Here is a 20,114-nt window from a genome sequence, read left to right on the forward strand (position 1 = left end):
GAAGCATGAGCCCCGTGGAGGAAAGCCCGGAGGAGTTCCTGGCCCGCTTCGCCGCCCACCGGGTGGAGGTGAGGCTCTACCCCGAGCCCTGGGGGAGCCCCCTCCTCGAGGTCCAGACCCCGGCGGGGTTCGTCTACGCCATGGACCGGGGCGCGCCCCCGGCCCCGGTGGGGGAAGCGCGGGTCCTCTTCCACGGCCTCGCCAGAAAGGTCGCCCGGGCCCAGGGGAAGGAGGGCGTCTTCCGGGAGGGGGCGGCCTACCGCCTCGTGGGCACGGCGCGCCCTCTGGAAAAGGGGTTTTACCTCCTTTTGGCCCGGGGGCTTCCCGTGGTGGTCCACTGGGAAGGCCCCATGCCCGAGGAGGCCGAGGTCCTCCTCTGGCCCCCCCTGATGCTCTTCCGGGAGTGAGCGTGCGCTGCGCCTGCGGCCAGAAGAACCCCCCCGAGGCCCGGTACTGCCTGGCCTGCGGCCAGCTCCTCGGGGCGAAGCTTCCCCGGGAGACCCGGTTCGTGAGCGTGGTCTTCTTTGACCTGGCGAACTCCACCGAGGCCTTCCGCCAGGGGCTTTCCCCGGCCTACCGGCGCCTAAGGGAGGCCCTCGAGGAGGCCGCAGGCCGGGCCCGGGCCCGGGGGGGGTTCGTCCACCGCTTCCTGGGGGACGGGGTCCTGGTCTTCTTCGGGGCCCCGAGGAGCCAGGGCCTCGAGCCCTGGCGGGCCCTGGCCGCCGCCTGGGACATGGTCCGGCACTCCCCCTTCCCCGCCCGGGCCGGGGTGGCGAGCGGGGAGGCCCTCTGGGGGCCCTTGGGCAGCGGGTACGCCGGGGAGCCCACCCTCCTCGGCCCCCCGGTGAACCTGGCCGAGCGCCTCTCCAAGCTCGCCGCCCCCGGGGAGGTCCTCACCGAGGCCACCACCCTGCGCCTCGCCCCCGGGGCGGAGGGGGCGCTTCTGGGAAGCCGGGAGGTCAAGGGGATGGGCCAGGTGCCCGTCTACCGCCTGGTCCGGCTCGCCCTGGACCTCCCGCCCCACCGCAGGCCCCTCCTCCAGACCCTGGAGGCGCGCCTTCTTACGGAAAGGCGCCTGGTGGTCCACGGGCCCGCGGGAAGCGGGAAGAGCTTCCTCCTCGAGGTCTTCCGCGAGAGGCGGGCCCGGGGCCTTCCCTTCCCCACGGTGCGGCTTCAGCGCATGGGGCCCGAGATGCCCCTCCGGGCCACCCTCTACCGGGCGGTGACCGAGGCCTTCGGCGCCCCGGAGGCCCTCCTCCGGAACCTCCCCGGGGACCTGGCTGAGGCCCTGGCCTACAGCCTCGGCCTCGCCCCCAGGCCCCCGTGGGAGAAGCGCGCGCTGGACGAGGCCATCCTCGCCGCCTGGCGGGAGGCCCTAATGGGGCTAAAGACGCCCCTTCTCCTCCTTCTCCAGGACCTCCACTACCCGGACCGCACCCTGGAGCGCTTCCTGGAGCGGATGCCGGAAAACCTCCTGGTGCTCGCGGAAAGCCGCAGGCCCCTCTTCCCCGCCCGCCTCGGGCTGGAGGGCCTCGAGGCCCCGCCCCTCCTCGCCCTCCAGCCCGCCCTAGACGCCCTCCCCGTCCCCGAGCGCACCGCCCTCCTCGCCATGGGGGTCCTGGGGGAGGTGCCCCCCGAGGTGGTGGAGGCCATCGCCGGGCCCTTCTCCCGGGAACGGCTCGTGGCGGAGGAACTTCTGGTCCACGGGCGCGTCCCGCCCCCCCTCGCCGAGGCCGCGCGGCGCCTCGTCCCCGAGGAGGAGCGAACCCAGTGGCACCGGCTCGCCGCCAGGCTTCTCGCCGCCCAAGGGCGCCTGGAGGAGGCCGCCCACCACCTGGCCGAGGCGGGCGAGGCCCGGGAGGCCGCCCACCTCCTCCGCGTCCAGGCCCAGGCCCTGTGGCGGGAGGGCCACCCCGACCGGGCCCTCCCCCTCTACCAAAAGGCGGAGGGGCTCGCCCCGCCCGGCTGGCGGGCCTCCTTGGCCGCGGAGGCCCAGGACGCCCTCGCCTCCCTGGGCCGGGCGGAAGAAGCGGCCTCGGGGCCGAGGCGGGAGGATGCTGCGCTTGCCCGCTACCGCGAGCTCCGCGCCCGCCCCGAGGCGGGGGCCCTCCTCGCCCTCCTCCCCGCCCTCAAGCCTTACCCCCTGGAGCAGGCCGAGGCCCGGCTCCTCCTCGCGGGCCTCCTCTGGCGGGCCTTCCGGCCCCAGGAGGCCCTGGCGGTCCTCGCCGAGCCCCCCCACCCCGGGCTTCCCCCGGACCCCGTCCTGGAGCACCGGAGCCTCAAGGCGGGCCTCCTCATGGACCTGGGGCGGCACGCGGAGGCCGAGCCCCTCCTCGAGGGCCCCCTCCCCGAGGGCCTCGAGGCCCGGGCCCGCTTCGGCGCCGCCCGCCTCCGCCTCCTCCTGGAAACGGGGAGGCTGGCCCAGGCCCTGGAGGAGGGGGAAGGGCTTTACGCCAAGACCCCCCACCCCTGGATGGCCGCCGCCCTCCTCGGCGCCTGGACCCTAAAGGACCGCTTCCCCGAGGCCCTCTTCCGGGAGGCCCTGGCCCACCCGGACGGCCGGGGCCTCGCCCTCCTGGCCCTGGCCCACCGCCGCTGGCGGCGGGGGGAGGACCCGGTGCCCCTCTTCAAGGAGGTCCTTAAGGAGGCCCGGCGCCTGCCCAATCCTTACCTCCACCACCTCGCCCTCTCCTCCCTGGCCCTCTACCTCTGGCCCAAAGCGCCGCGGAAGGTCCAGGCCCTCTCCCAGCACCTCCTCTACCACACCCACAAAACGGGCTTCCTCGTCCACCTGGAGGTGGCCCGCCTCCTCCGGGCCCAGCTCCTCCTGGAGACGGGGGAGCGGGTGGACCACCTTTTGGGCTTCGCCCCCTCCCTCCCCCTCACCCGCGCCTGGAAGGCCGCCCTCCAGGGCCAGGAAGCCGCCGAGGACCTGGAGGGGTACGGTATCCTGGGGAGGTGGGTCAGGAGGCTTTGGCGTAGGGGGGCGGCATGGACGCGGGCCAGGCGGTGGAGCTGATCAAGTCCCGCCTCTCCTTGCGGGAGGTGGTCTCCCGCTACGTGGCCCTGAAGCCGGCGGGCCGCGGCCGCTGGAAGGGCCTCTGCCCCTTCCACCAGGAGAAGACCCCCTCTTTCTACGTGGACGAGGAGAAGGGCCTCTTCTACTGCTTCGGGTGCAAGGCCGGGGGCGACCTCTTCGCCTTCGTCCAAAGGGCGGAGGGGCTGGACTTCCCCGAGGCCCTGGAAAGGCTCGCGGAGGAGGCGGGGGTGGAGCTTCCCCGGCGGAAGGCCCCGGAAAGGCGCCGGGAGCTCCTCGAGGTCCTGGCCCTGGCCCAGACCTACTTCCTGGAGCACCTCCACGCCCACCCCGAGGCCCTGGCCTACCTGAGGAAGCGGGGCCTCACGGAGGAGAGCGTGGCCCGCTTCGGCCTGGGCTACGCCCCGCCCAAGGGGGACGGGCTCGTGGCCTTCCTCGCCCGGCACGGGGTGGCCCCGGAGGAGGGCGTGCGGGCCGGGGTGCTGGCGGAGCGGCAGGGGCGCTTCGTGGACCGCCTCCGCCACCGCATCACCTTCCCCATCAAGGACGCCTTCGGGCGCGTCGTGGCCTTCACCGGGAGGGCCCTGGGGGAGGACGGGCCCAAGTACCTGAACACCCCCGAAACCCCCCTTTTCCGCAAGCAGGAGGTCCTCTTCGCCTACCCCGAGGCCCGGCCCGCCTTGAGGGAGGGCCGGGCCATCGTGGTGGAGGGGCTCTTTGACGCCATCGCCCTCCACCAGCTGGGCTTCCCGGAGACGGTGGCCGTGCTGGGCTCGGGCCTCTCCGAGGGACAGGCCCTCCTCCTCAAGAAGGCGGGGGTCCTGGAGGTCTACCTGGCCTTTGACGCCGACGAGGCCGGGCAGAAGGCCACCTTGCAGAGCCTGAACCTGGAGCTCGCCCCCAGGTTCCTCTTCTACGCCGTCCGCCTCCCCGCCAAGGACCCGGGGGAGCTCCTCCTCCACCCCGAGGGAAGGGCCCTCTTCCAGAAGGCCCTGGAGGAGGCCCTCCCCGAGGTGGCCTTCCGCTTTGAGGAGGCGAGCCGGGGGCTGGACCTCTCCCGGCCCGAGCACAAGCGGAAGGTCCTCGAGGCCCTCACCCCGAGGATGCTCACCCCGGAGCCCTTTGATCCCGTGGCCGAGCGGCTCAAGGCCCTGGTGGTGGAGCGCCTGGGCCTTTCCCCCAAGAGCCTCGAGGACTACCTGGCGAGCCTTAGGACCCGGGGGCGGCCCGCCCCTCCCCCACCGCCCCCACCCCCCATCCCCGGCAACAAGACCCTCCTTCTGGAGCTGGACGCCATCGCCCTCCTCCTCTCCGCCCCGGAGGAGCGCTTCCTGGAGCTTGTGGACTACGTGGAGACCCAGGTCTGGCCCCCGGAGGGTTCCTTCCTCGGGGAGTTCCTGGCCCTGGCCCGGAAGGAGCCCCGGCGGGACCACCTCCGCCGCACCCTAAGCCAGCGGGAGGAAGGAGGAAGGCTCTTTGAGCGCCTGCTCCTCGCGCCCCGGGGGGAGGATCCCAGGCTCCAGGAGAAGCTGGACCACACCCTGGCCCGCCTGCGGGAAGCCTACCTCCAGGAGCGGCTCGCCAAGGTCAAGGCGGCCCTCGCCCAAAACCCCGACCCCCCCACCCTGGAGCGCCTCCTTAAGGAGTACCAGGAGATCCGGGTGGCCATAGAGGCGGAGCGCCGCCTCTACAAGCGGCGCCCCCCTCCTTCGGGCTGGTCCACCTAGAGCCGTTCCGTGGCCTCGGCCATGGCCCTAAGCCTCGCCCCGTGCTCCGGGGAAAGCTCCCCCGGGAGGAGCCGCCAGGCCCAGTTCCCCGAGGGCCTTCCCGGGTAGTTCATCCGGGCCTCGCTGCCCAGGGCCAGGACGTCCTGCACCGGGTAGACGGCGAGCCGGGCCACGGACTTCATCCCCAGGTGCATCAGGGCCCAGGGCACCTCCTCCTCTTCCCGGAAGGTGATCCCCCAGTCCGCCAGGTACCGCGCCATGAAGGCCTTCTCGTGGGGGGTGGCCGTGCGGTACCAGCCCAGGGTGGTGTCGTTGTCGTGGGTGCCGGTGTAGACCACCACCCGGCCGTGGGCAGGGTAGTTGTGGGGGAGGAAGGGGTTTTCCATCCCGTCGTCAAAGGCGAACTGCAGGACCTTCATCCCGGGAAGGCCGAAGCGGTCGCGCAGGGCCTCCACCTCGGGGGTGATGACCCCCAGGTCCTCGGCGAGGACGGGGACCTCGCCGAAGACCTCCTGGATCTTCTGGAAGAGCTTCTCCCCCGGGGCCTTGACCCAGCGCCCCTCCACCGCCGTGGGGCAGCTTGCGGGGATCTCCCAGTAGGCCTCAAAGCCGCGGAAGTGGTCTATGCGCACCAGGTGGAAGAGCTCCAGGGCCTTCTCCAGACGGCGGATCCAGAAGGAGAACCCCTCCCGCTCCAAAACGTCCCAGCGGTAAAGGGGGTTGCCCCAGCGCTGGCCCGTCTCCGAGAAGTAGTCGGGGGGCACCCCCGCCACCACCGTGGGGCGGCCCTCCTCGTCCAGGTGAAACCACTCGGGGTGGGCCCAGACCTCGGCGGAGTCCTCGGCCACGAAGATGGGCATGTCCCCGATGATCCGGATGCCCAACGCCTCGGCCTCCGCCTTCAAGGCCCCCCACTGGCGGAAGAAGAGCCACTGGGTGAAGGCGTGGAAGGCCACCTCCTCGGCCAAGGCGCTTTTCGCCTCCCTAAGGGCCTTCTCTTCCCGCTTCCGCAGGGGAAGGGGCCACCGGTTCCAGGGAAGCCCCCCGTGCGCCCCCTTCAGGGCCATGAAGAGGGCGTAGTCCTCGAGCCACCAGGCCTCCCTCTCCCGGAAGGCGGCGAAGGCCTCCCGCTCCTCCGGGGAGGCCTTTTCCTTGAAGCCCCGGAAGGCCTCCTTCAGGGCGGGCCACTTCCAGGCGTAGAGGAGGCCGTAGTCCACCCGGCCTTGGGGGAAGCCGGGGTCCTCCAGGCGCACGTAGCCCCTTTCCGCGAGGGGCCTCAGGTCTATGAGGTAGGGGTTTCCGGCGAAGGCGCTGAAGGACTGGTAGGGGGAGTCGCCATAGCCCGTGGGGCCCAAGGGGAGGACCTGCCAGTACCGCCCCCCTGCCTCCTTGAGGAAGCGGAGGAAGTCCCGGGCCTCCTGGCCCAGGACGCCGACGCCGTAGGGGCCGGGGAGGCTCGTGGGGTGGAGAAGCAGACCGAAAGCGCGGGGAAGCTCCATGGCCCCAGTATACCCCCGGGGCTTGGAAGAGTTTCCAGGGCGAAGCGGTTTCGGGGCCCCCGCGCGGGCTTGGGCCAGCGCGGGGCACTCAGCCCACCTTGTTCCCCTTCTCGTCGTAGGTGTAAAACCCCCGGCCCGCCTTGCGGCCCAAAAGCCCCGCCTGCACCATGCGGCGGAGGAGGGGCGAAGGCCGGTACTTGTCGTCCCCAAAGCCCCGGTGGAGGACCTCCATGATGGCGAGGCAGGTGTCCAGGCCGATGAAGTCGGCGAGCTCCAAGGGCCCCATGGGGTGGTTCATCCCCAGGCGCATGATGCCGTCAATGGCCTCCTTGGTGGCCACCCCCTCGCGGAGGGCCTCTATGGCCTCGTTGATCATGGGCATGAGGAGGCGGTTGGAGATGAAGCCGGGGTAGTCCTGGACCTCGAGGGGGGTCTTCCCCATGCGCCTCGCCACCTCCACCACCACGTCCCGGGTTGCCTCGGAGGTGAGCTCCCCCCGGATCACCTCCACGAGCTGCATGAGGGGCACGGGGTTGAAGAAGTGCATGCCGATGAAGCGCTCCGGCCGCCCCGAGTAGCGGGCGAGGGCGGTGATGGGGATGGAGCTGGTGTTGCTCGCGAGGATGGCCTCGGGCTTGGCCAGGGCCCCCAGGCGCTCAAAGAGCCTCCGCTTCTCCCCCTCGTCCTCCACGATGGCCTCCACGATGAGGTCGGCGTCTTTGAGGTCCTCGAGGCTTAGGCTCGTCCGGATCCGCCCCAGGGCCTCATCGTGGGCCTCCTGGGTGATCTTTCCCTTCTCCAGGAACTTGCCCAAAGAGCGCCTTATGGCGGCGAGGCCCCTTTCCAGGAAGCTTTCCGCCACGTCCACGAGGACCACCTCGTAGCCTGCGCTTGCCGCCACCTGGGCGATGCCGCTTCCCATCTGCCCCGCGCCCACCACGCCGATCCGCTTGACCTCCATGGCGTTCACCCCGGCCCATTCTACGCCCTGAGGTTCACCAGGAGGACCCCGAGGAGGGCGAGTCCCCCGCCCAGGAGGGAGAGGGGGGAGGGCACCTCCCCCAGCCACAGGTAGGCGATGAGGACGGCCAAGGGGGGCGAGAGGTAGAGGAAGGAGGAGAGGCGGGAAGCCGGGGTGCGGGAGAGGGCGTAGGTCCAGGTGAGGTAGGCCAAAGCCCCGGGGAAGACCCCGAGGTAAAACGCGGAGAGGAGGGCGGGCCTCGGCGCCGTCCTAATGGCCTCGGGAAGCCCCGGGAGGAAGACGAAAAGGGGCAGGGTGCCGAGAAGCAGGGTGTAGACGGTCATCTCCTCGCTTCCATAACGGCCGAAGAGGGGCTTTTGCAGGACGAAGTAGAAGGAGGTGGAGAGAGCGGCGAGGAGGATCAAAAAGGCCCCGGGGCTGAGGCGCACCCCCCCACCCTCCCCCAGGGCCAGAACCAAAGCCCCAAAGAAGGCCAGGGCGAAGCCAAAAACCCCAAGAGGCCTCAGCCTCTCCCCCAGGAGGAAGTAGGAAAGAAGGGCGGTGAATACGGGCCCCGTGGCGATGAGGAGGCTCGCCGCCCCCGCGCTCACCGTGAGCTCCCCGTAGACCAGGGCGGTGTGGTAGACGGTGATGCCCAAGAACCCGAGGAGGAAAAGGCGGGGAAGGTCCTCCCGCCTCGGAGGAGGAAGCCCCCTCAAGAGGGCGTAGAGGAGGAGGAGGGCCCCCGCCACCAGGAAGCGGAGGAGGACGAGGTGGCCGGGCTCTAGGCCCTCAAGCCCCGCGCGGATCGCGGCGAAGGCGCTGGCCCAGAAGAGGAGGGTGAGGAGGGCCGCGCCTAAGGCCCTAGGCTCCATGGGGAAGGACCAGGTAGTAAAGCCCCTTCTCCAGGAAGCCCCGCTCCAAAAGGGCGTTCACCTCCCGGGACGTGACCCTTTGGACCCTGGCCTTCACCTCCTCCAAGGAGAGGTAGCGCCCGGTGTAGAGGTACTCCATCCCCAGGTGGAAAAGCCGCTGCATGGGGGTTTCCCCGGCGAAGACGAGGCCCGTGGCGAGGGGGGTCTTGGCCCGTTCCACCTCCTCCTCTCCCACCCCCTCCCGCCCGAGGCGGTCAAGCTCCTCCTGGAGGACGGCCAGGACCTCCCCCTTCCGGGCGGGGTCCGCCTGGACGTAGGCGTGGAAGGTCCCGGCCCGGTCGGCCTCCTCGAGGCCGAAGGAGGCCACCTCGGCGAGGCCTTTGTCCACCAGGGCGAAGTGGAGCCGGCCCGAGCCCTCCTCCCCCAGGAGGTGGGCGAGGACCTGGCCGGGGAAGCGGGCCTCCTCCTGGTAGGCGACCCCCGGGAAGAGGGCCACCAGGTAGAGGGCCCGGGCCTTCTCGTAGGGGCGCTCCTCCACCCCGAAGGCAGGCGTTAAGGGCGGGTAGGCCCTTTCCGCCTCGCCCTCGGGCCAGGCCTCGGTGAGGCGCTCGGCCTCGGCGAGGAGGCGGTCAAAGTCCACCCGCCCTGTGGCGGCGAGGACCATGTTCTTGGGCAGGTAGCGCCTCCGGTGGTAGGCCGCCATCCCTTCCCGGGTGAGGGCGGTGATGCTCTCCCGCGTCCCCAGGACGCTATTCCCCAAGGGGTGCCCCTGGAAGAAGCGGGCGCGGGCCCACTCGTAGGCCATGAAGCCCGGGCGGTCCTGGTAGCGGGCGATCTCCTCCAGGATCACCAGCTTCTCCGTCTGGAAGTCCTCCTCCCGGAGGGCGGGGCGGAGGAGCTTGGCGAAGAGGCCGAGGAGGTCGTAGGCGAACTCGGGGAGGACCGCCCCGTAGTAGACGGTGGCCTCCTCGGAGGTGAAGGCGTTGTACTGGGCCCCCATCCGGTCAAAGGCCCGGTTCACGGCGAGGGCGTCCATGTCCTCGGGGCCCTTGAAGACCATGTGCTCCAGGAAGTGGCTCACCCCGCTCTCCTCCTTGGTCTCGTCCCGGGCCCCCGTCTTCACGAAGTAGCCCAGGGCCACGCTCCGCGCCCCCGGAACCACCTCGGCGATGACCCGAAGGCCGTTCCTCAGCTCGGCTTCCCTAAACATCCTCCACCTCCCCCAAAAGCCCCACCCAGGGGTCCCGGTAGGGGTGGGCCCTGAGGAAAGCGTTCACCGCCTCGAGGCTCGTCCCCTCAATGGCGGCCTCAATCTCGGAAAGGGAGCGCACCCTCCCCAGCATGTAGAGGTCCCGGGCCATGGAGGCGGCGCGGCTCCTGATGGACTCGTCCGCCATCACCAGGGCGGTCTTCAAGCCCACCTTGGCCCGGGAAAGCTCCTCCTCCGTCACCCCCTCGGCCAGGCGCTCCACCTCGGCGCGAAGCACCTCCAGGGTCTCCCCCGCCCGCTCCTTGGTGGTCCCGGCGTAGGCCATGAGGAGGCCCTGGCCCTTGACCCCGGCGGGGAAGGCGCTCACGGCGTAGACCAGGCCCCGCTTCTCCCGCACCTCGGTGAAGAGGCGGCTAGACATCCCCCCGGAGAGGACCTCCAGGGCGAGCCTCGCGGCGTAGAAGCCCGGGTCCTCGGGGCCCACGTCGGGGTAGGCGAGGCCGATCTGCACCTGGGCCGTGGGCCTCCTGAGGACGAAGCGGTGGGGCTCGGAAAGCTCCGGGGCGGGGTAAAGGGCCTCCTCCCCCTCCCAGGCGAGGAAGGGCTCGAGGGCGGCGCGAAGCCTCTCCCAGGAAACCCCTCCCGCCACGGCGAGGATGGCCCCTTTGGGGGTGTAGCGCCTCCGGTAGTCCGCCTTCAGGGCCTCGGCCCTCGCCCCCTTGAGGCCCTCCTCCCGGCCCAAGGGCTCGCGCCCGTGGGGGGAGCGGAAGACCTTTCGGCGAAGCTCAGAAAGGAGCTTCCTTGCGGGCTGGTCCTCCAGGGAGAGGAGGGCCTGGAGGGCCACGGACCGGACCGCCTCCAGGCCCTCCTCGGGGAGGCGGGGCCTCGTGAGGAGGAGGGCGTAGAGGCGGAAGACCTCGTCCAGGACCTCGGGGAGGAAGGCGGCGGCGAAGGCGGTGTACTCCAGGCCCGCCCCGCTACTCCGCCGCACCCCGAGGGCGTCCAGGGCCTGGGCCAGGGCCCTCGCGTCCAGGTCCCCCGCCCCCTTCCAGAGCCACCCCTCGAGGAGGGCGGCCGCCCCCTCCATCCCCTCGGGGTCGTTCACCGCCCCGGCGGGGACCAGAAGCTGGAAGGCAACCCCGGGGAAGTCCCGCTCCTCCAGGGCCACCACCAGGCCGTTGGGTAGGCGCTCCACGCGGCTCACAGGCCTAAGGGTATCATGGAAGGCGTGACGCAAGAGGAGCTCAAGGCCAGGCTCCTCAAGCCCCTTCTCCGGGAGCTCCAGGACGGGGCCAGGGACCGGGTGGTGGTGGGGGGCCTCGAGGCCTTGGTGCAGAACCTCGCCCGCCCCTTCCCCAAGCTCCTGGAGCTCTTCCGGGGCTACGGGGAAAAGCCCCAGGAAGAGCGGAAGCGGGTCTTGCAGGAGGCCCTCCGCCTCCTGGAGGGCCAAGGCCCCTCCCCAAAGGGCCAGGCCCAGGCCTCCTCCAGGAGGCTCGCCCCTTCCGATCCCGCCCACCTCCTCGCCCCCCCGCAAAGCCGGAGGAAGCTTGCCGAGCTCGGCCTGCGCACGGTGCGGGACGTCCTCCACCACTACCCCCGCCGCTACGAGGACCGCCGGGCCCTCCCCGGGGCGCGCTACCTGGAGGAGGGGCAGAAGGCCACCCTGGCCGTGAAGGTCCTCGCCAAGGAGCTCGTCAAGACCCCCAGGAAGGGGATGCAGCTCGTCCAGGTGAAGGCCCAGGACGCCTGGGGGTGGCGCATCACCCTGGTCTGGTTCAACCAGCCCTGGGTCCTCTCCCAGATTGAGGAGGGGGCCACCCTCATCGTCACCGGGAGGGTGGGGCGGCGAAACGGCCTCCAGCTCTACGTGGAGCACTTTGAGGACGAGGGCACCGAGTCGCTTTCCACCGGGCGGATCGTCCCCATCTACCCCGCCAAGGAGGGGGTAAGCCAGGCCTTCCTCCGCCGCACCGTCCACAGGGCCCTGGAGCTCGCCCTCCCCCTCCCCGACCCCCTGGAGGCCTACCGGGAGGACCTGGGCCTCATGCCCTACGCCGAGGCCCTGAAGGCCATCCACTTCCCCGAGGACGAGGAGGCCCTGAAGCGGGCCCTCCTCCGCCTCAAGTTTGACGAGTACCTCCTCCTGGAGCTCAAGGCCCTCCTGGAGGCGGGAGGAATGGTCCTCGGCCGGAGCTTCCGGGTGGAGGAGGCCTGGGTGGAGGCCTTCAAAAAGGCCCTCCCCTTCCCCCTCACCCGGGCCCAGGAACGGGTCATGGGGGAGATCGCCAAGGACATGCAAAGCCCCCGCCAGATGGCCCGCCTCCTCCAGGGGGACGTGGGCTCGGGGAAGACGGTGGTGGCGGCCTTCGCCCTCTTCCTCGCGGCCAAGAACGGGGCCCAGGGGGCCCTCATGGCCCCCACGGAGATCCTGGCCCGGCAGCACTACCAGAACCTCACCCGCTACCTCTTCCCCTTGGGGATCAGGGTGGAGCTCCTCCTGGGCTCCATGACGGCCAAGGAGAAGGAGGCCGCCATGGCCCGGCTCCTCTCGGGGGAGGCCCAGGTGGCCGTGGGCACCCACGCCCTCATCCAGGAGGGGGTGGGCTTCAGGGACCTGGGCCTCGCCGTGGTGGACGAGGAGCACCGCTTCGGGGTCCTGCAGCGCCGGGCCCTCCTCAAGCTGGCCAAGGCGCCGCCGGACGTCCTCGTCATGTCCGCCACCCCCATCCCCCGCTCCCTGGCCTTAACCCTCTACGGGGACCTCGAGGTGAGCGTCCTGGACGAGATGCCCCCAGGACGCGTCCCGGTGAAGACCAAGGTCCTCCCCCACCGCCTCCGCCTCCAGGCCTACGCCTTCGCCCGGGAGGAGGTGAGAAAGGGCCACCAGGTCTTCGTGGTGGCCCCGGCCATTGAGGAGAGCGAGGAGCTGGACCTAAAGGCGGCCACCACCCTCTACGAGGAGCTTAAAGGCCTCCTCCCTGGGGTGCGCCTGGCCCTCCTCCACGGGAGGATGCCCGCCCGGGAGAAGGACGAGGTGATGGAGGCCTTCCGGCGCGGGGACTACGACCTTTTGGTCTCCACCACGGTGGTGGAGGTGGGGGTGGACATCCCCAAGGCCACCCTCATCATCGTGGAGAACGCCGAGCGCTTCGGCCTCGCCCAGCTCCACCAGCTAAGGGGCCGGGTGGGCCGGGGGGGGCTTGAGGGCTACGCCGTCTTCATCGCGGGGGAGGCGGGCCAGAAGACCCTGAAGCGCCTCAAGATCCTGGAGGAGTCCACGGACGGCTTTTACATCGCCGAGATGGACCTGAAGCTCAGGGGCCCTGGGGAGCTTCGCGGCACGCGGCAGTCAGGCTACCCCGAGCTCAAGCTCGGCGACCTCGCCGAGGACACGGGGATCATTGAGAAGGCCCGGGCTTTGGCCAAGGCCATCGTGGACAAGGACCCCACCCTGGACCTCCCCGAGCACCGGGCCCTCAAGGAGGAGCTCAGGGCCCAGGCGGAGCGGGTGGGGTTCCGGGAAGTGATCTGATGCGGGCCCTCCCCCACCCCCACCTCCCCGCCTTCTTCTCCGAGGGCGGGGCCCTAAGGGCCAAGGCCCTCCAGGACTACCTCCTCTCCCTAAGGGAGGTCTACGTCCGCTACGCCCCCCTCCCCCCGGTGCGCCTCTTCGTCCTCTCGGAAAAGGACTGGCGGGCGAGGCTCCCCTACCCCTACGGCCTCCCCTTCCAGCACGCGGGGCCGGAGGGGCTTTCCGTCTACGCCCCCCTCACCTACCCGGAAAGGCTCCTCCACCGCCTGCGGGAGGTCCTCCTCCCCCTGGGGCCGCCCCCGGGGGAGATCCCGGCCTTCTTAGACCTCAACCTGGGCCACGAGTACGCCCACGCCGTCCAGGTGGCCTGGAGGCTCCGCACCGGGGCCCGGTGGCTGGACGAGTTCGTGGCCAACTACCTCTTCCTCCTGGGGCTGCGAAGGGCCCGGCCGGACCTCGCGGAAGGGCTCCTCGCCTGGAGCGAGCACCTCGCCCGGCTCGCCCCGGAGAAAAGGCGGCTTTCCGACTACGAGCGGCGCCGGGGGGGCCTCGAGGGGGCCTTGTGGTTCCAGGCCCGGTTCACCCTGATGGCCCAGGCCCTTTGGGAGAAGGACGGCGACGGGCTCCTCCTGGCCCTCCTGGAGGCGGCCCCCCTGGACCGGAAGCGGGGGCACCGCCTCCTCGTGGAGCGCTACCCGGAGCTCAGGGAGTGGTTCCGGGGCTTCGGCCTCAAGGCCGCACCCGGGGGGGCGTCCTCCCCTCGGCAAGCGCCCTAAGCCAGTCCAGGAAGCTCACCTCCCCCACCTTCAGGGTGTAAAGCTCGGGCCGGGGGAGGATGCAGTGCTGGCTCCCCGGGGCGAGGTAGTAGGTGTAGTTGGCCTCCGAGGCCGGGAAACCCACCGCCCGCTCGGCCGCCACGGCCCACTCCCGGGCCGTGGCCTCGCTGGGGGCGGCCTCCTTCTTCATGAGGGCGTAGAAGTAGATCTGGGTCCCGTCCAGGAGGGTGGTGTACTGGGCGAGGACCGCCTTGGGGTAGGCCTGGGCCAAGGCGCGGTAGATCTCCGAGACCTTGGGCGGGGAGGAGAGGCCGGGAAGCTCGGGGAGGCGCGGGTTCCAGGCGGTAAAGCCCGGGAAGTCCTCCGTGACCACCCCCACCCCGGCGTCGCCGCAGACCGCGATCTGGGCGTTTTTGTAGGTGGCGAGGATCTTGTCCGCCCAAAGCACCGCCCCGTAGGCCCCGGCGCTGCACCCCGTGACGAAGACCCGCTCCGGGTTCGTGTGGTTGCGGAAGACGTACTCCAGGGCCGCCTGGGCGTTCCTGGCGGTCGTGTAAGGATTTATGTGTAAGGGCCCGTGTTTAATAGGGGGGCACACCTTAGCACGAGGAGGTGCCCCGTGGACCAGGATACCTTGCGGATCTTGCTGAGGGAAGCGGTGCGGGAGACAGTAGCCGAGGTTCTGCAGACGGTTCTGGAGCTGGACCGGACAGCCTTCTTGCAGGTGCACGGAGGCCGCAGGAACGGCTACTACCCCCGCAAGCTGGAGACCACCTTCGGCCAGGTGGACCTGAAGGTCCCTAGGGATCGGGAATCTCGGTATTACCCGGCTTTCCTTAAGCCCTACGCCCGCCGCCTGGTGGACGTGGGGGAAGTAGCTGTGGCCTTGTACGCCGCCGGGGTCAGTCAGCGCAAGGCGGCCGAGATACTGAGCCTGCTCCTGGGCCACCGCTACTCCCACGAGACCCTGAGCGCCCTGACGGACGAGGTCCTGGAGGCGGCAGGAGCCTTCCGCACCCGGCCTTTGCCCGAGGAGATGGCCTTCGTCTACCTGGACGGGCTTTCCCTAAAGGTCTTCAGGGAAGGAGAAGGGATCGTACGGGAAAGCGTGTATGTGGCCCTGGGCATCGCCCCTAATGGGGAGAGGCGGGTCCTGGGGTTCTGGCTTTTGCCCACGGAGAGCGCCCTGGGATGGGAGGGGGTCCTGGGGGAGCTTTGGCAGCGGGGCCTGCGGCGGGTGTTGCTCTTTGTCACCGACGGGCTGCCCGGGCTTCCTGAAGCGATCCGCAGGGTCTACCCTCAGGCGGAATGGCAGCGGTGCGTGGTGCACGGGGTGCGGTGGAGCCTGTCCCAGGTGCGCTCCCGGGACCGGGCCCTGCTGGCGGAGGACCTGAGGCGGGTGTACGGGGCGGAGAGCCGGGAAGAAGCTCTTGGGGCCTTGGAGGAGGTGAAGGCCGCCTGGGGTTCGCGGTACCCGGGGGTGGTGGGGCTTTGGGTACAGGATTCGGGGGCCTTCCTGCGCTTCTACGGGTACCCCAAGGTGCTTTGGCCGTACCTGCGGAGCACCAACCTGATGGAGCGGTTTATCCGGGAGCTACGGCGGGGGACGAAGGTGCGGGACCACAAGTTTCCTAAGGAAGAGGCGGTGTACAAGCTTCTTTACCTGGAGTCGGAGAGGCAGGAAGGGAGGTGGGCAGAACGGAAACTAAAGGGGTTCTCGGAGGTGAAGGAGGTACTGGAGAAGATGCTTCAGGAGCGGTATGCCCCCCGTACACAGACTCTTACACATAACTCTTGACACGACCGTTCCTGGCCCCCTGGTGGTGGACCTTGAAGCCCCCGTAGTCCACCGTGGCCCGGCCCACGTGGAGGTCCCCCGTGCAGTAGGGGACGAAGACGTGGGTCCAGCCGAAGAAGGGGTTGGCCACGCTCATCCGGTTGTAAATGCCCTGGGCGAGGTAAAGCTCCTGCACGTCCACCCGCTTGCGGTAGGTGCGGCTTTCCGGGCCGCAGGTGGCTTGGTCCCAGCAGGCCCCGCCCCCCTGGAAGTCAATGACCACCTTTCTGGGGTCCCCGGGGCTCACGTAGAAGCGGTAAGGGGAGCCGTCCGCGCAGACCCCACCGGGCACCTCCACCGCCTTCCAGAAGGCCTCGAGGCCCTGGGCCAGGGCCAGGGCGAAAAGGAGGACCAGCGCGATAAGCCGCTTCATTTGTACCCTCCACAGCCAAGCTACCGCAGGGCCTTGCACCGGGTCAAGAAAAAGCCCGGGGGGCCTGAACCCCCCGGGCCCCTCTAGGGGGCTTAAAGGCCCGCCCCGATCTCCACCTGCGGGTTGGGCCGGCCGCCCTCCTCCTCGGCCTCCCGGGCCTCAATCTTGCCCTTGATGCGCTTGAGGCGGAAGGTGTCCTCCCGTTCCCGCTGCTCCAGGACCTGCTGGATGAAGCGGATCTGGGCGCGGATCCCCGGGATCACCACCTGCTCCAGGGCGTTCACCCGCCGCGTGGTCTTCTTGATCTCCTCCCCGATCTTCTTCAGGCGGGTCTCGGTGTTGGCCACCCGGATCAGGGCCTCGGCGTAGCGGCGGAAGGCCCGGCTGGCCTCGAGGGTGTAGGCCGGGGTCCCCACCGGGGAAAGGAGGGCCCCGTCGGGGAAGGTGGCCTTGAGCCTCGGCACCTTGCTCCCCCAGACGTTCTCCACCTCCGCCTCCACCCCCTCGAGGGGCGGGACCCCAAGGGCCGCCCCCGCCACCACCTCCGGCCCGTCAAAGGCCTGGGCCAGGAGGAGGGCGGCGTAGGCCTCCTTGGCCGCCTGGTCCAGGGCCTTCCTGGCCTCCATGGCCTCCCGCACCAGGCCGAAGAACTCGGCCACCAGGGCGTCCCGCTTCTTCTTGAGGAGGTCCACCCCCTTCTGCGCCAGGCGGAGCTGCCCCCGCCTCTGCAGAAGGTTCATCCGGGTGGGGCTCACCTGGCTCATCTACCCTCCCTTAGTCCAGGGCCTGGGGCGCGCCCCAGATCTCCTCCAGCTTCTGGCCGTAGTACTTGCCGATGTGGTCCTTGGAGATGCGCTTGAGCTCGCCCTGGGGCAGCATGGAGAGGAGGGCCCAGGCGATCTGCAGGCTCTCCTCAATGGAGCGGTTCTGCTGCCCCTGGTTGATGAAGAACCGTTCAAAGGCGTCGGCGAACTGGAGGTAACGGCGGTCGTTCTCCGTGAGGGCGTCCTCGCCGATGATGGCCACGAGCTTCCGGATGTCCACCCCGTTGGCGTAGGCGGAGTAGAGCTGGTCGGAGACCTGCTTGTGGTCCTCCCGGGTCTTGCCCTTGCCCACGCCGTTGTTCATGAGCCGGGAGAGGGAGGGCAAGGGGTCAATGGGCGGGTAGATGCCCTTGCGGTGGAGCTCCCGGGAGAGCTGGATCTGCCCCTCGGTGATGTAGCCCGTGAGGTCGGGGATGGGGTGGGTGCGGTCGTCGTCGGGCATGGAGAGGATGGGGATCTGGGTCACGCTCCCCTTCTTCCCCTCCACCACCCCGGCGCGCTCGTAGATGGTGGCCAGGTCGGTGTACATGTAGCCGGGGTAACCGCGGCGGCCCGGGATCTCCTCGCGGGCGGCCCCGATCTCCCGCAAGGCCTCGCAGTAGTTGGTCATGTCCGTGAGGATGACGAGGACGTGGTAGTCGTGCTCAAAGGCCAGGTACTCGGCCACGGTGAGGGCCATGCGGGGGGTGAGGATGCGCTCAATGGTGGGGTCGTCCGCCTTGTTCAGGAAGAGGACGGAGCGGCTCAGGGCCCCGGTGCGCTCAAACTCCTGGATGAAGTAGGAGAGCTCCCGCTGCGTGATCCCCATGGCGGCGAAGACCACGGCGAAGGGCTCCTCCTTCTCCCCCTCCCCGGAGAGGTCGGGGCGCACCGTGGCCTGGCGGGCGATCTGGGCGGCGATCTCGTTGGCGGGAAGCCCCGAGCCGGAGAAGATGGGAAGCTTCTGCCCCCGGACCAGGGTGTTCATCACGTCAATGGTGGAGATGCCCGTCTGGATGAACTGCTCCGGCTTCCTCCGGGCCACGGGGTTTAAGGGAAGGCCGGTGATGGGGAGCCGCTTCTCCGGGGTGATGGGCGGCAGGCCGTCTATGGGCTTGCCGATGCCGTTGAAGCGGCGGCCCAGCATCTCCTTGGAGACCCCAAGCCGGGCCACGTCCTCCACCAGGCTCACGCTGGTCGTGGCCAGGTCCAGCCCAGTGGTTTCCTCAAACACCTGGATGACGGCGTACTCCTCGGAGACCTCAATCACCTGGCCGCCGCGGACCCGGCCCGTGCCGTCCTTGATGTCCACGATGGCCCCGTAGGCCAGGTCCTTGGCGTTCTCCACGAAGAGAAGAGGCCCCGAGATGTAGGTGATGCCCGTGTACTCCTTCTTCAGAAGGTCCATCTCTCCCCCTTTAGGCCAGGGCCTTGAAGGCCCCCTGGATCTCCTTCATGGCCTCCTCAAAGTAGGCGGGGAACTCCTCCTCGCTCACGTAGCGGGCGCGGCCGATGCGCTCCAGAACGGGGAGCTGCAGGATCTCGTCTATGGAAACCCCCCGCTTGATGGCCGCCTCCGCCTCCTTGTAGAAGGCGAGGATCATCTTCATGATCCCGTAGGCCTTCTTCATGGAGCAGTAGGCGTCCACCTCGTGGTAGGCGTTCTGCTGCAGGAAGTCCTCGCGGATGATCCGGCCCACCTCAATGACGAGGCGCTCGGCGTCCTGGAGGGCGTCCGGCCCCACGAGCTGGACGATCTCCTGGAGGCCCGCCTCCCGCTGCAAAAGCTCGGAGATGGCGTCGCGGAGCTCGGGGTAGTCCTCGGCCACGTTCTCCCGGTACCAGGGGTCAAGGGCGGAGGTGAAGAGGCTGTAGGAGCCGTTCCAGTTGATGGCGGGGAAGTGGCGGCGGAAGGCCAGGGAGGCGTCAAGCCGCCAGAAGGCCCCCACGATCCTCAAGGTGGACTGGGTCACGGGCTCGGACATGTCGCCGCCCGGCGGGGAGACGGCCCCCACGATGGTCACCGCCCCCTCCTCGCCGCCCAGGGTGATGACCTTGCCCGCCCGCTCGTAGAAGGCGGCGAGCCTGGCGGCGAGGTAGGGCGGGTAGCCCTCCTCGGCGGGCATCTCCTCGAGGCGGCTAGAGATCTCGCGCAAAGCCTCGGCCCAGCGGCTCGTGGAGTCGGCCATGAGGGCCACGGAGAAGCCCTGGTCGCGGAAGTACTCGGCGATGGTCACGCCCACGTAGATGCTGGCCTCGCGGGCGGCCACGGGCATGTTGGAGGTGTTGGCGATGAGGACGGTGCGGTGCATCAAGGGCCCCCCCGTCTTGGGGTCGGTGAGCTCGGGGAACTCCACGAGCACGTCGGTCATCTCGTTCCCCCGCTCCCCGCAGCCCACGTAGACCACCACGTCGGCGTTGGACCACTTGGCCAGGGACTGCTGGGTCACGGTCTTGCCGCTGCCGAAGGGCCCAGGGATGGCGGCGGTGCCCCCCATGGCCACGGGGAAGAGGACGTCCAGGATGCGCATCCCCGTGAGGAAGGGGGTGTTGGGGTCAAGCTTCCTTTGCACGGGCCTCGCCCGGCGAACGGGCCAGGTGTGGTACATCTTGAGCTCGGTGCCGTCCTCGAGGACCACCACCGGCTCCTCCACGGTGTACTCCCCGGCGGGCTTCACCTCCTTGACCCGGCCCCGCACGTCCGGGGGTACCAGGATCTTGTGGGTGAAGCCGAACTCGGGCACCGTGCCCAGGACCATACCCCCCCGCACCTCGTCCCCGGGCTTGACCATGGGCGTCCAGGCCCACTTCTTCTCCCGGTCCAGGGCGTGGACCACCACGCCCCGGGTGATGTAGATCCCCGTCTTCTCCCGGATGCGCTCCAGGGGGCGCTGGATGCCGTCGTAGATGCCGTTCAGCATCCCGGGGCCGAGCTCCACCGCCAAGGGAAGCCCCGTGGAGACCACGGGCTCCCCCACCTTTAGGCCCGAGGTGTCCTCGTAGACCTGGACGAAGGCCGTGTCCCCGTCCAGGCGGATGATCTCGCCCACGAGGCCCTCTTCGCCCACCTTGCAGATGTCGTACATGCGGGCCCCGAGCATGCCCTTGGCGATCACCGCCGGGCCCGCGATCTTCTGGATCACCCCTTGGATCATCGTCCCTCCATTCTACAGCTTGATGTCAAAGCCGATGGTCTTCCTCACCAGCTCCCGCATGTAGCCTTCCACGTCGTGCCCCTGGAAGGCCTCCTTCAGCCCCGCGATGGGCAGGAGCACGGGGAGGTCCCTGCCCCGCATGAGGCGCTCCACCGCCCGCTCGGGGTCGGGGAGGAGCGCCTCGTCCACGGCCACCAGGGCGTAGCCGCCCCGCTCCACGAGGGTTTCCAGGAGGCTTTGGGCCTCCTCCGCCGAAGAGGCCCCGTAGCCCTCGAGGCCCGCGAGCCGGAACCCCTGGGCGGTCTCGGGATCGGCGATCACCGCCATCC

At 70.0% G+C, this 20,114-nt stretch carries 16 protein-coding genes and 1 pseudogene; 6 read left to right on the forward strand and 11 right to left on the reverse strand.

The features are described 5' to 3' along the window. The first annotated feature begins 5 nt into the window (after positions 1 to 5). From TTH_RS06380 to dnaG, 3 genes are read left to right on the forward strand one after another with little or no spacing between them, the layout of a single operon-like run. On the forward strand, positions 6 to 407 hold the full coding sequence (locus TTH_RS06380; protein ID WP_011173321.1) for a hypothetical protein: 402 nt from the start codon (positions 6 to 8) through the stop codon (positions 405 to 407). Then, positions 404 to 3,019, forward strand: a complete 2,616-nt coding sequence (locus TTH_RS06385; RefSeq protein ID WP_011228550.1) for an AAA family ATPase — start codon at positions 404 to 406, stop codon at positions 3,017 to 3,019. The genes TTH_RS06380 and TTH_RS06385 overlap by 4 nt, the downstream gene beginning before the upstream one ends. Beyond that, positions 2,992 to 4,764 (forward strand): DNA primase, encoded by a 1,773-nt coding sequence (gene dnaG / locus TTH_RS06390; RefSeq protein WP_011228551.1) that lies wholly within the window; start codon positions 2,992 to 2,994, stop codon positions 4,762 to 4,764. Before TTH_RS06385 ends, dnaG begins: the two co-directional genes overlap by 28 nt. Here dnaG and malQ read toward each other — a convergent pair. The 5 genes from malQ to TTH_RS06415 all read right to left on the reverse strand — a co-directional run bounded on the left by malQ (position 4,761) and on the right by TTH_RS06415 (position 10,513). Beyond that, a complete protein-coding gene (gene malQ / locus TTH_RS06395) occupies positions 4,761 to 6,263 on the reverse strand; it encodes a 4-alpha-glucanotransferase (RefSeq protein ID WP_011173324.1) in 1,503 nt (500 codons plus the stop codon). The genes dnaG and malQ overlap by 4 nt on opposite strands. Positions 6,264 to 6,351: 88 nt before the next feature. Continuing rightward, complete coding sequence (locus TTH_RS06400; RefSeq protein WP_011173325.1) at positions 6,352 to 7,224, reverse strand: 3-hydroxyacyl-CoA dehydrogenase family protein; 873 nt, start codon at positions 7,222 to 7,224, stop codon at positions 6,352 to 6,354. A 20-nt stretch (positions 7,225 to 7,244) separates the two neighbouring features. Beyond that, entirely contained in the window at positions 7,245 to 8,099 is an 855-nt protein-coding gene (locus TTH_RS06405) for a DMT family transporter (protein ID WP_011228552.1), read from the reverse strand. Then, positions 8,089 to 9,309: a M16 family metallopeptidase gene (locus TTH_RS06410; protein WP_011228553.1), complete on the reverse strand. Its 1,221-nt coding sequence runs from the start codon at positions 9,307 to 9,309 to the stop codon at positions 8,089 to 8,091. The genes TTH_RS06405 and TTH_RS06410 overlap by 11 nt, the downstream gene beginning before the upstream one ends. Continuing rightward, positions 9,302 to 10,513 carry a M16 family metallopeptidase gene (locus TTH_RS06415; RefSeq protein WP_011228554.1) on the reverse strand — a complete coding sequence of 404 codons (1,212 nt, stop codon included), beginning with the start codon at positions 10,511 to 10,513 and terminating at the stop codon, positions 9,302 to 9,304. Before TTH_RS06415 ends, TTH_RS06410 begins: the two co-directional genes overlap by 8 nt. Positions 10,514 to 10,528: 15 nt before the next feature. Here TTH_RS06415 and recG point away from each other — a divergent pair, with 15 nt between their 5' ends. Beyond that, a complete protein-coding gene (gene recG, locus TTH_RS06420; RefSeq protein WP_011228555.1) occupies positions 10,529 to 12,841 on the forward strand; it encodes an ATP-dependent DNA helicase RecG in 2,313 nt (770 codons plus the stop codon). Then, on the forward strand, positions 12,841 to 13,617 hold the full coding sequence (locus tag TTH_RS06425; RefSeq protein ID WP_011228556.1) for a hypothetical protein: 777 nt from the start codon (positions 12,841 to 12,843) through the stop codon (positions 13,615 to 13,617). The genes recG and TTH_RS06425 overlap by 1 nt, the downstream gene beginning before the upstream one ends. On the opposite strand, the gene TTH_RS06430 is transcribed toward TTH_RS06425, so the two are convergent. Further along, a complete protein-coding gene (locus TTH_RS06430) occupies positions 13,571 to 14,215 on the reverse strand; it encodes a hypothetical protein (RefSeq protein ID WP_011228557.1) in 645 nt (214 codons plus the stop codon). The genes TTH_RS06425 and TTH_RS06430 overlap by 47 nt on opposite strands. Between TTH_RS06430 and TTH_RS06435 the strand changes: the two genes are divergently transcribed. Then, positions 14,195 to 15,415 (forward strand): IS256-like element ISTth4 family transposase, encoded by a 1,221-nt coding sequence (locus tag TTH_RS06435; RefSeq protein ID WP_011228558.1) that lies wholly within the window; start codon positions 14,195 to 14,197, stop codon positions 15,413 to 15,415. The two genes, TTH_RS06430 and TTH_RS06435, sit on opposite strands and share 21 nt — an antisense overlap. A gap of 7 nt (positions 15,416 to 15,422) precedes the next feature. Here TTH_RS06435 and TTH_RS06440 read toward each other — a convergent pair. The 5 genes and pseudogenes from TTH_RS06440 to atpF form a co-directional block, all read right to left on the reverse strand. Then, a pseudogene (locus TTH_RS06440) lies at positions 15,423 to 15,827 on the reverse strand (pectin acetylesterase-family hydrolase); the annotation flags it as partial. Positions 15,828 to 15,919: 92 nt separating this feature from the next. Further along, positions 15,920 to 16,591: a V-type ATP synthase subunit D gene (atpD, locus tag TTH_RS06445; protein ID WP_011173332.1), complete on the reverse strand. Its 672-nt coding sequence runs from the start codon at positions 16,589 to 16,591 to the stop codon at positions 15,920 to 15,922. A gap of 10 nt (positions 16,592 to 16,601) precedes the next feature. After that, entirely contained in the window at positions 16,602 to 18,038 is a 1,437-nt protein-coding gene (locus TTH_RS06450) for a V-type ATP synthase subunit B (RefSeq protein ID WP_011173333.1), read from the reverse strand. A gap of 10 nt (positions 18,039 to 18,048) precedes the next feature. Beyond that, the gene (locus TTH_RS06455; protein ID WP_011228560.1) at positions 18,049 to 19,785 is read right to left on the reverse strand and encodes a V-type ATP synthase subunit A; all 1,737 of its coding nucleotides are present in this window, start codon (positions 19,783 to 19,785) and stop codon (positions 18,049 to 18,051) included. 12 nt (positions 19,786 to 19,797) lie between these two features. Then, positions 19,798 to 20,112: a V-type ATP synthase subunit F gene (gene atpF, locus TTH_RS06460; protein WP_011228561.1), complete on the reverse strand. Its 315-nt coding sequence runs from the start codon at positions 20,110 to 20,112 to the stop codon at positions 19,798 to 19,800. Positions 20,113 to 20,114: the final 2 nt, after the last annotated feature.

The sequence above is a fragment of the Thermus thermophilus HB8 genome (assembly GCF_000091545.1).
Classification (GTDB): domain Bacteria; phylum Deinococcota; class Deinococci; order Deinococcales; family Thermaceae; genus Thermus; species Thermus thermophilus.

Bases quoted from the DNA above. Each gene is read 5' to 3' on its own strand.
- TTH_RS06380 (WP_011173321.1), top strand. From the start codon at position 6: ATGAGCCCCGTGGAGGAAAGCCCGGAGGAGTTCCTGGCCCGCTTCGCC.
- dnaG (WP_011228551.1), top strand. From the start codon at position 2,992: ATGGACGCGGGCCAGGCGGTGGAGCTGATCAAGTCCCGCCTCTCCTTG.
- malQ (WP_011173324.1), bottom strand. From the start codon at position 6,263: ATGGAGCTTCCCCGCGCTTTCGGTCTGCTTCTCCACCCCACGAGCCTC.
- TTH_RS06400 (WP_011173325.1), bottom strand. From the start codon at position 7,224: ATGGAGGTCAAGCGGATCGGCGTGGTGGGCGCGGGGCAGATGGGAAGC.
- TTH_RS06405 (WP_011228552.1), bottom strand. From the start codon at position 8,099: ATGGAGCCTAGGGCCTTAGGCGCGGCCCTCCTCACCCTCCTCTTCTGG.
- TTH_RS06410 (WP_011228553.1), bottom strand. From the start codon at position 9,309: ATGTTTAGGGAAGCCGAGCTGAGGAACGGCCTTCGGGTCATCGCCGAG.
- recG (WP_011228555.1), top strand. From the start codon at position 10,529: ATGGAAGGCGTGACGCAAGAGGAGCTCAAGGCCAGGCTCCTCAAGCCC.
- TTH_RS06425 (WP_011228556.1), top strand. From the start codon at position 12,841: ATGCGGGCCCTCCCCCACCCCCACCTCCCCGCCTTCTTCTCCGAGGGC.
- atpD (WP_011173332.1), bottom strand. From the start codon at position 16,591: ATGAGCCAGGTGAGCCCCACCCGGATGAACCTTCTGCAGAGGCGGGGG.
- TTH_RS06450 (WP_011173333.1), bottom strand. From the start codon at position 18,038: ATGGACCTTCTGAAGAAGGAGTACACGGGCATCACCTACATCTCGGGG.
- TTH_RS06455 (WP_011228560.1), bottom strand. From the start codon at position 19,785: ATGATCCAAGGGGTGATCCAGAAGATCGCGGGCCCGGCGGTGATCGCC.
- atpF (WP_011228561.1), bottom strand. From the start codon at position 20,112: ATGGCGGTGATCGCCGATCCCGAGACCGCCCAGGGGTTCCGGCTCGCG.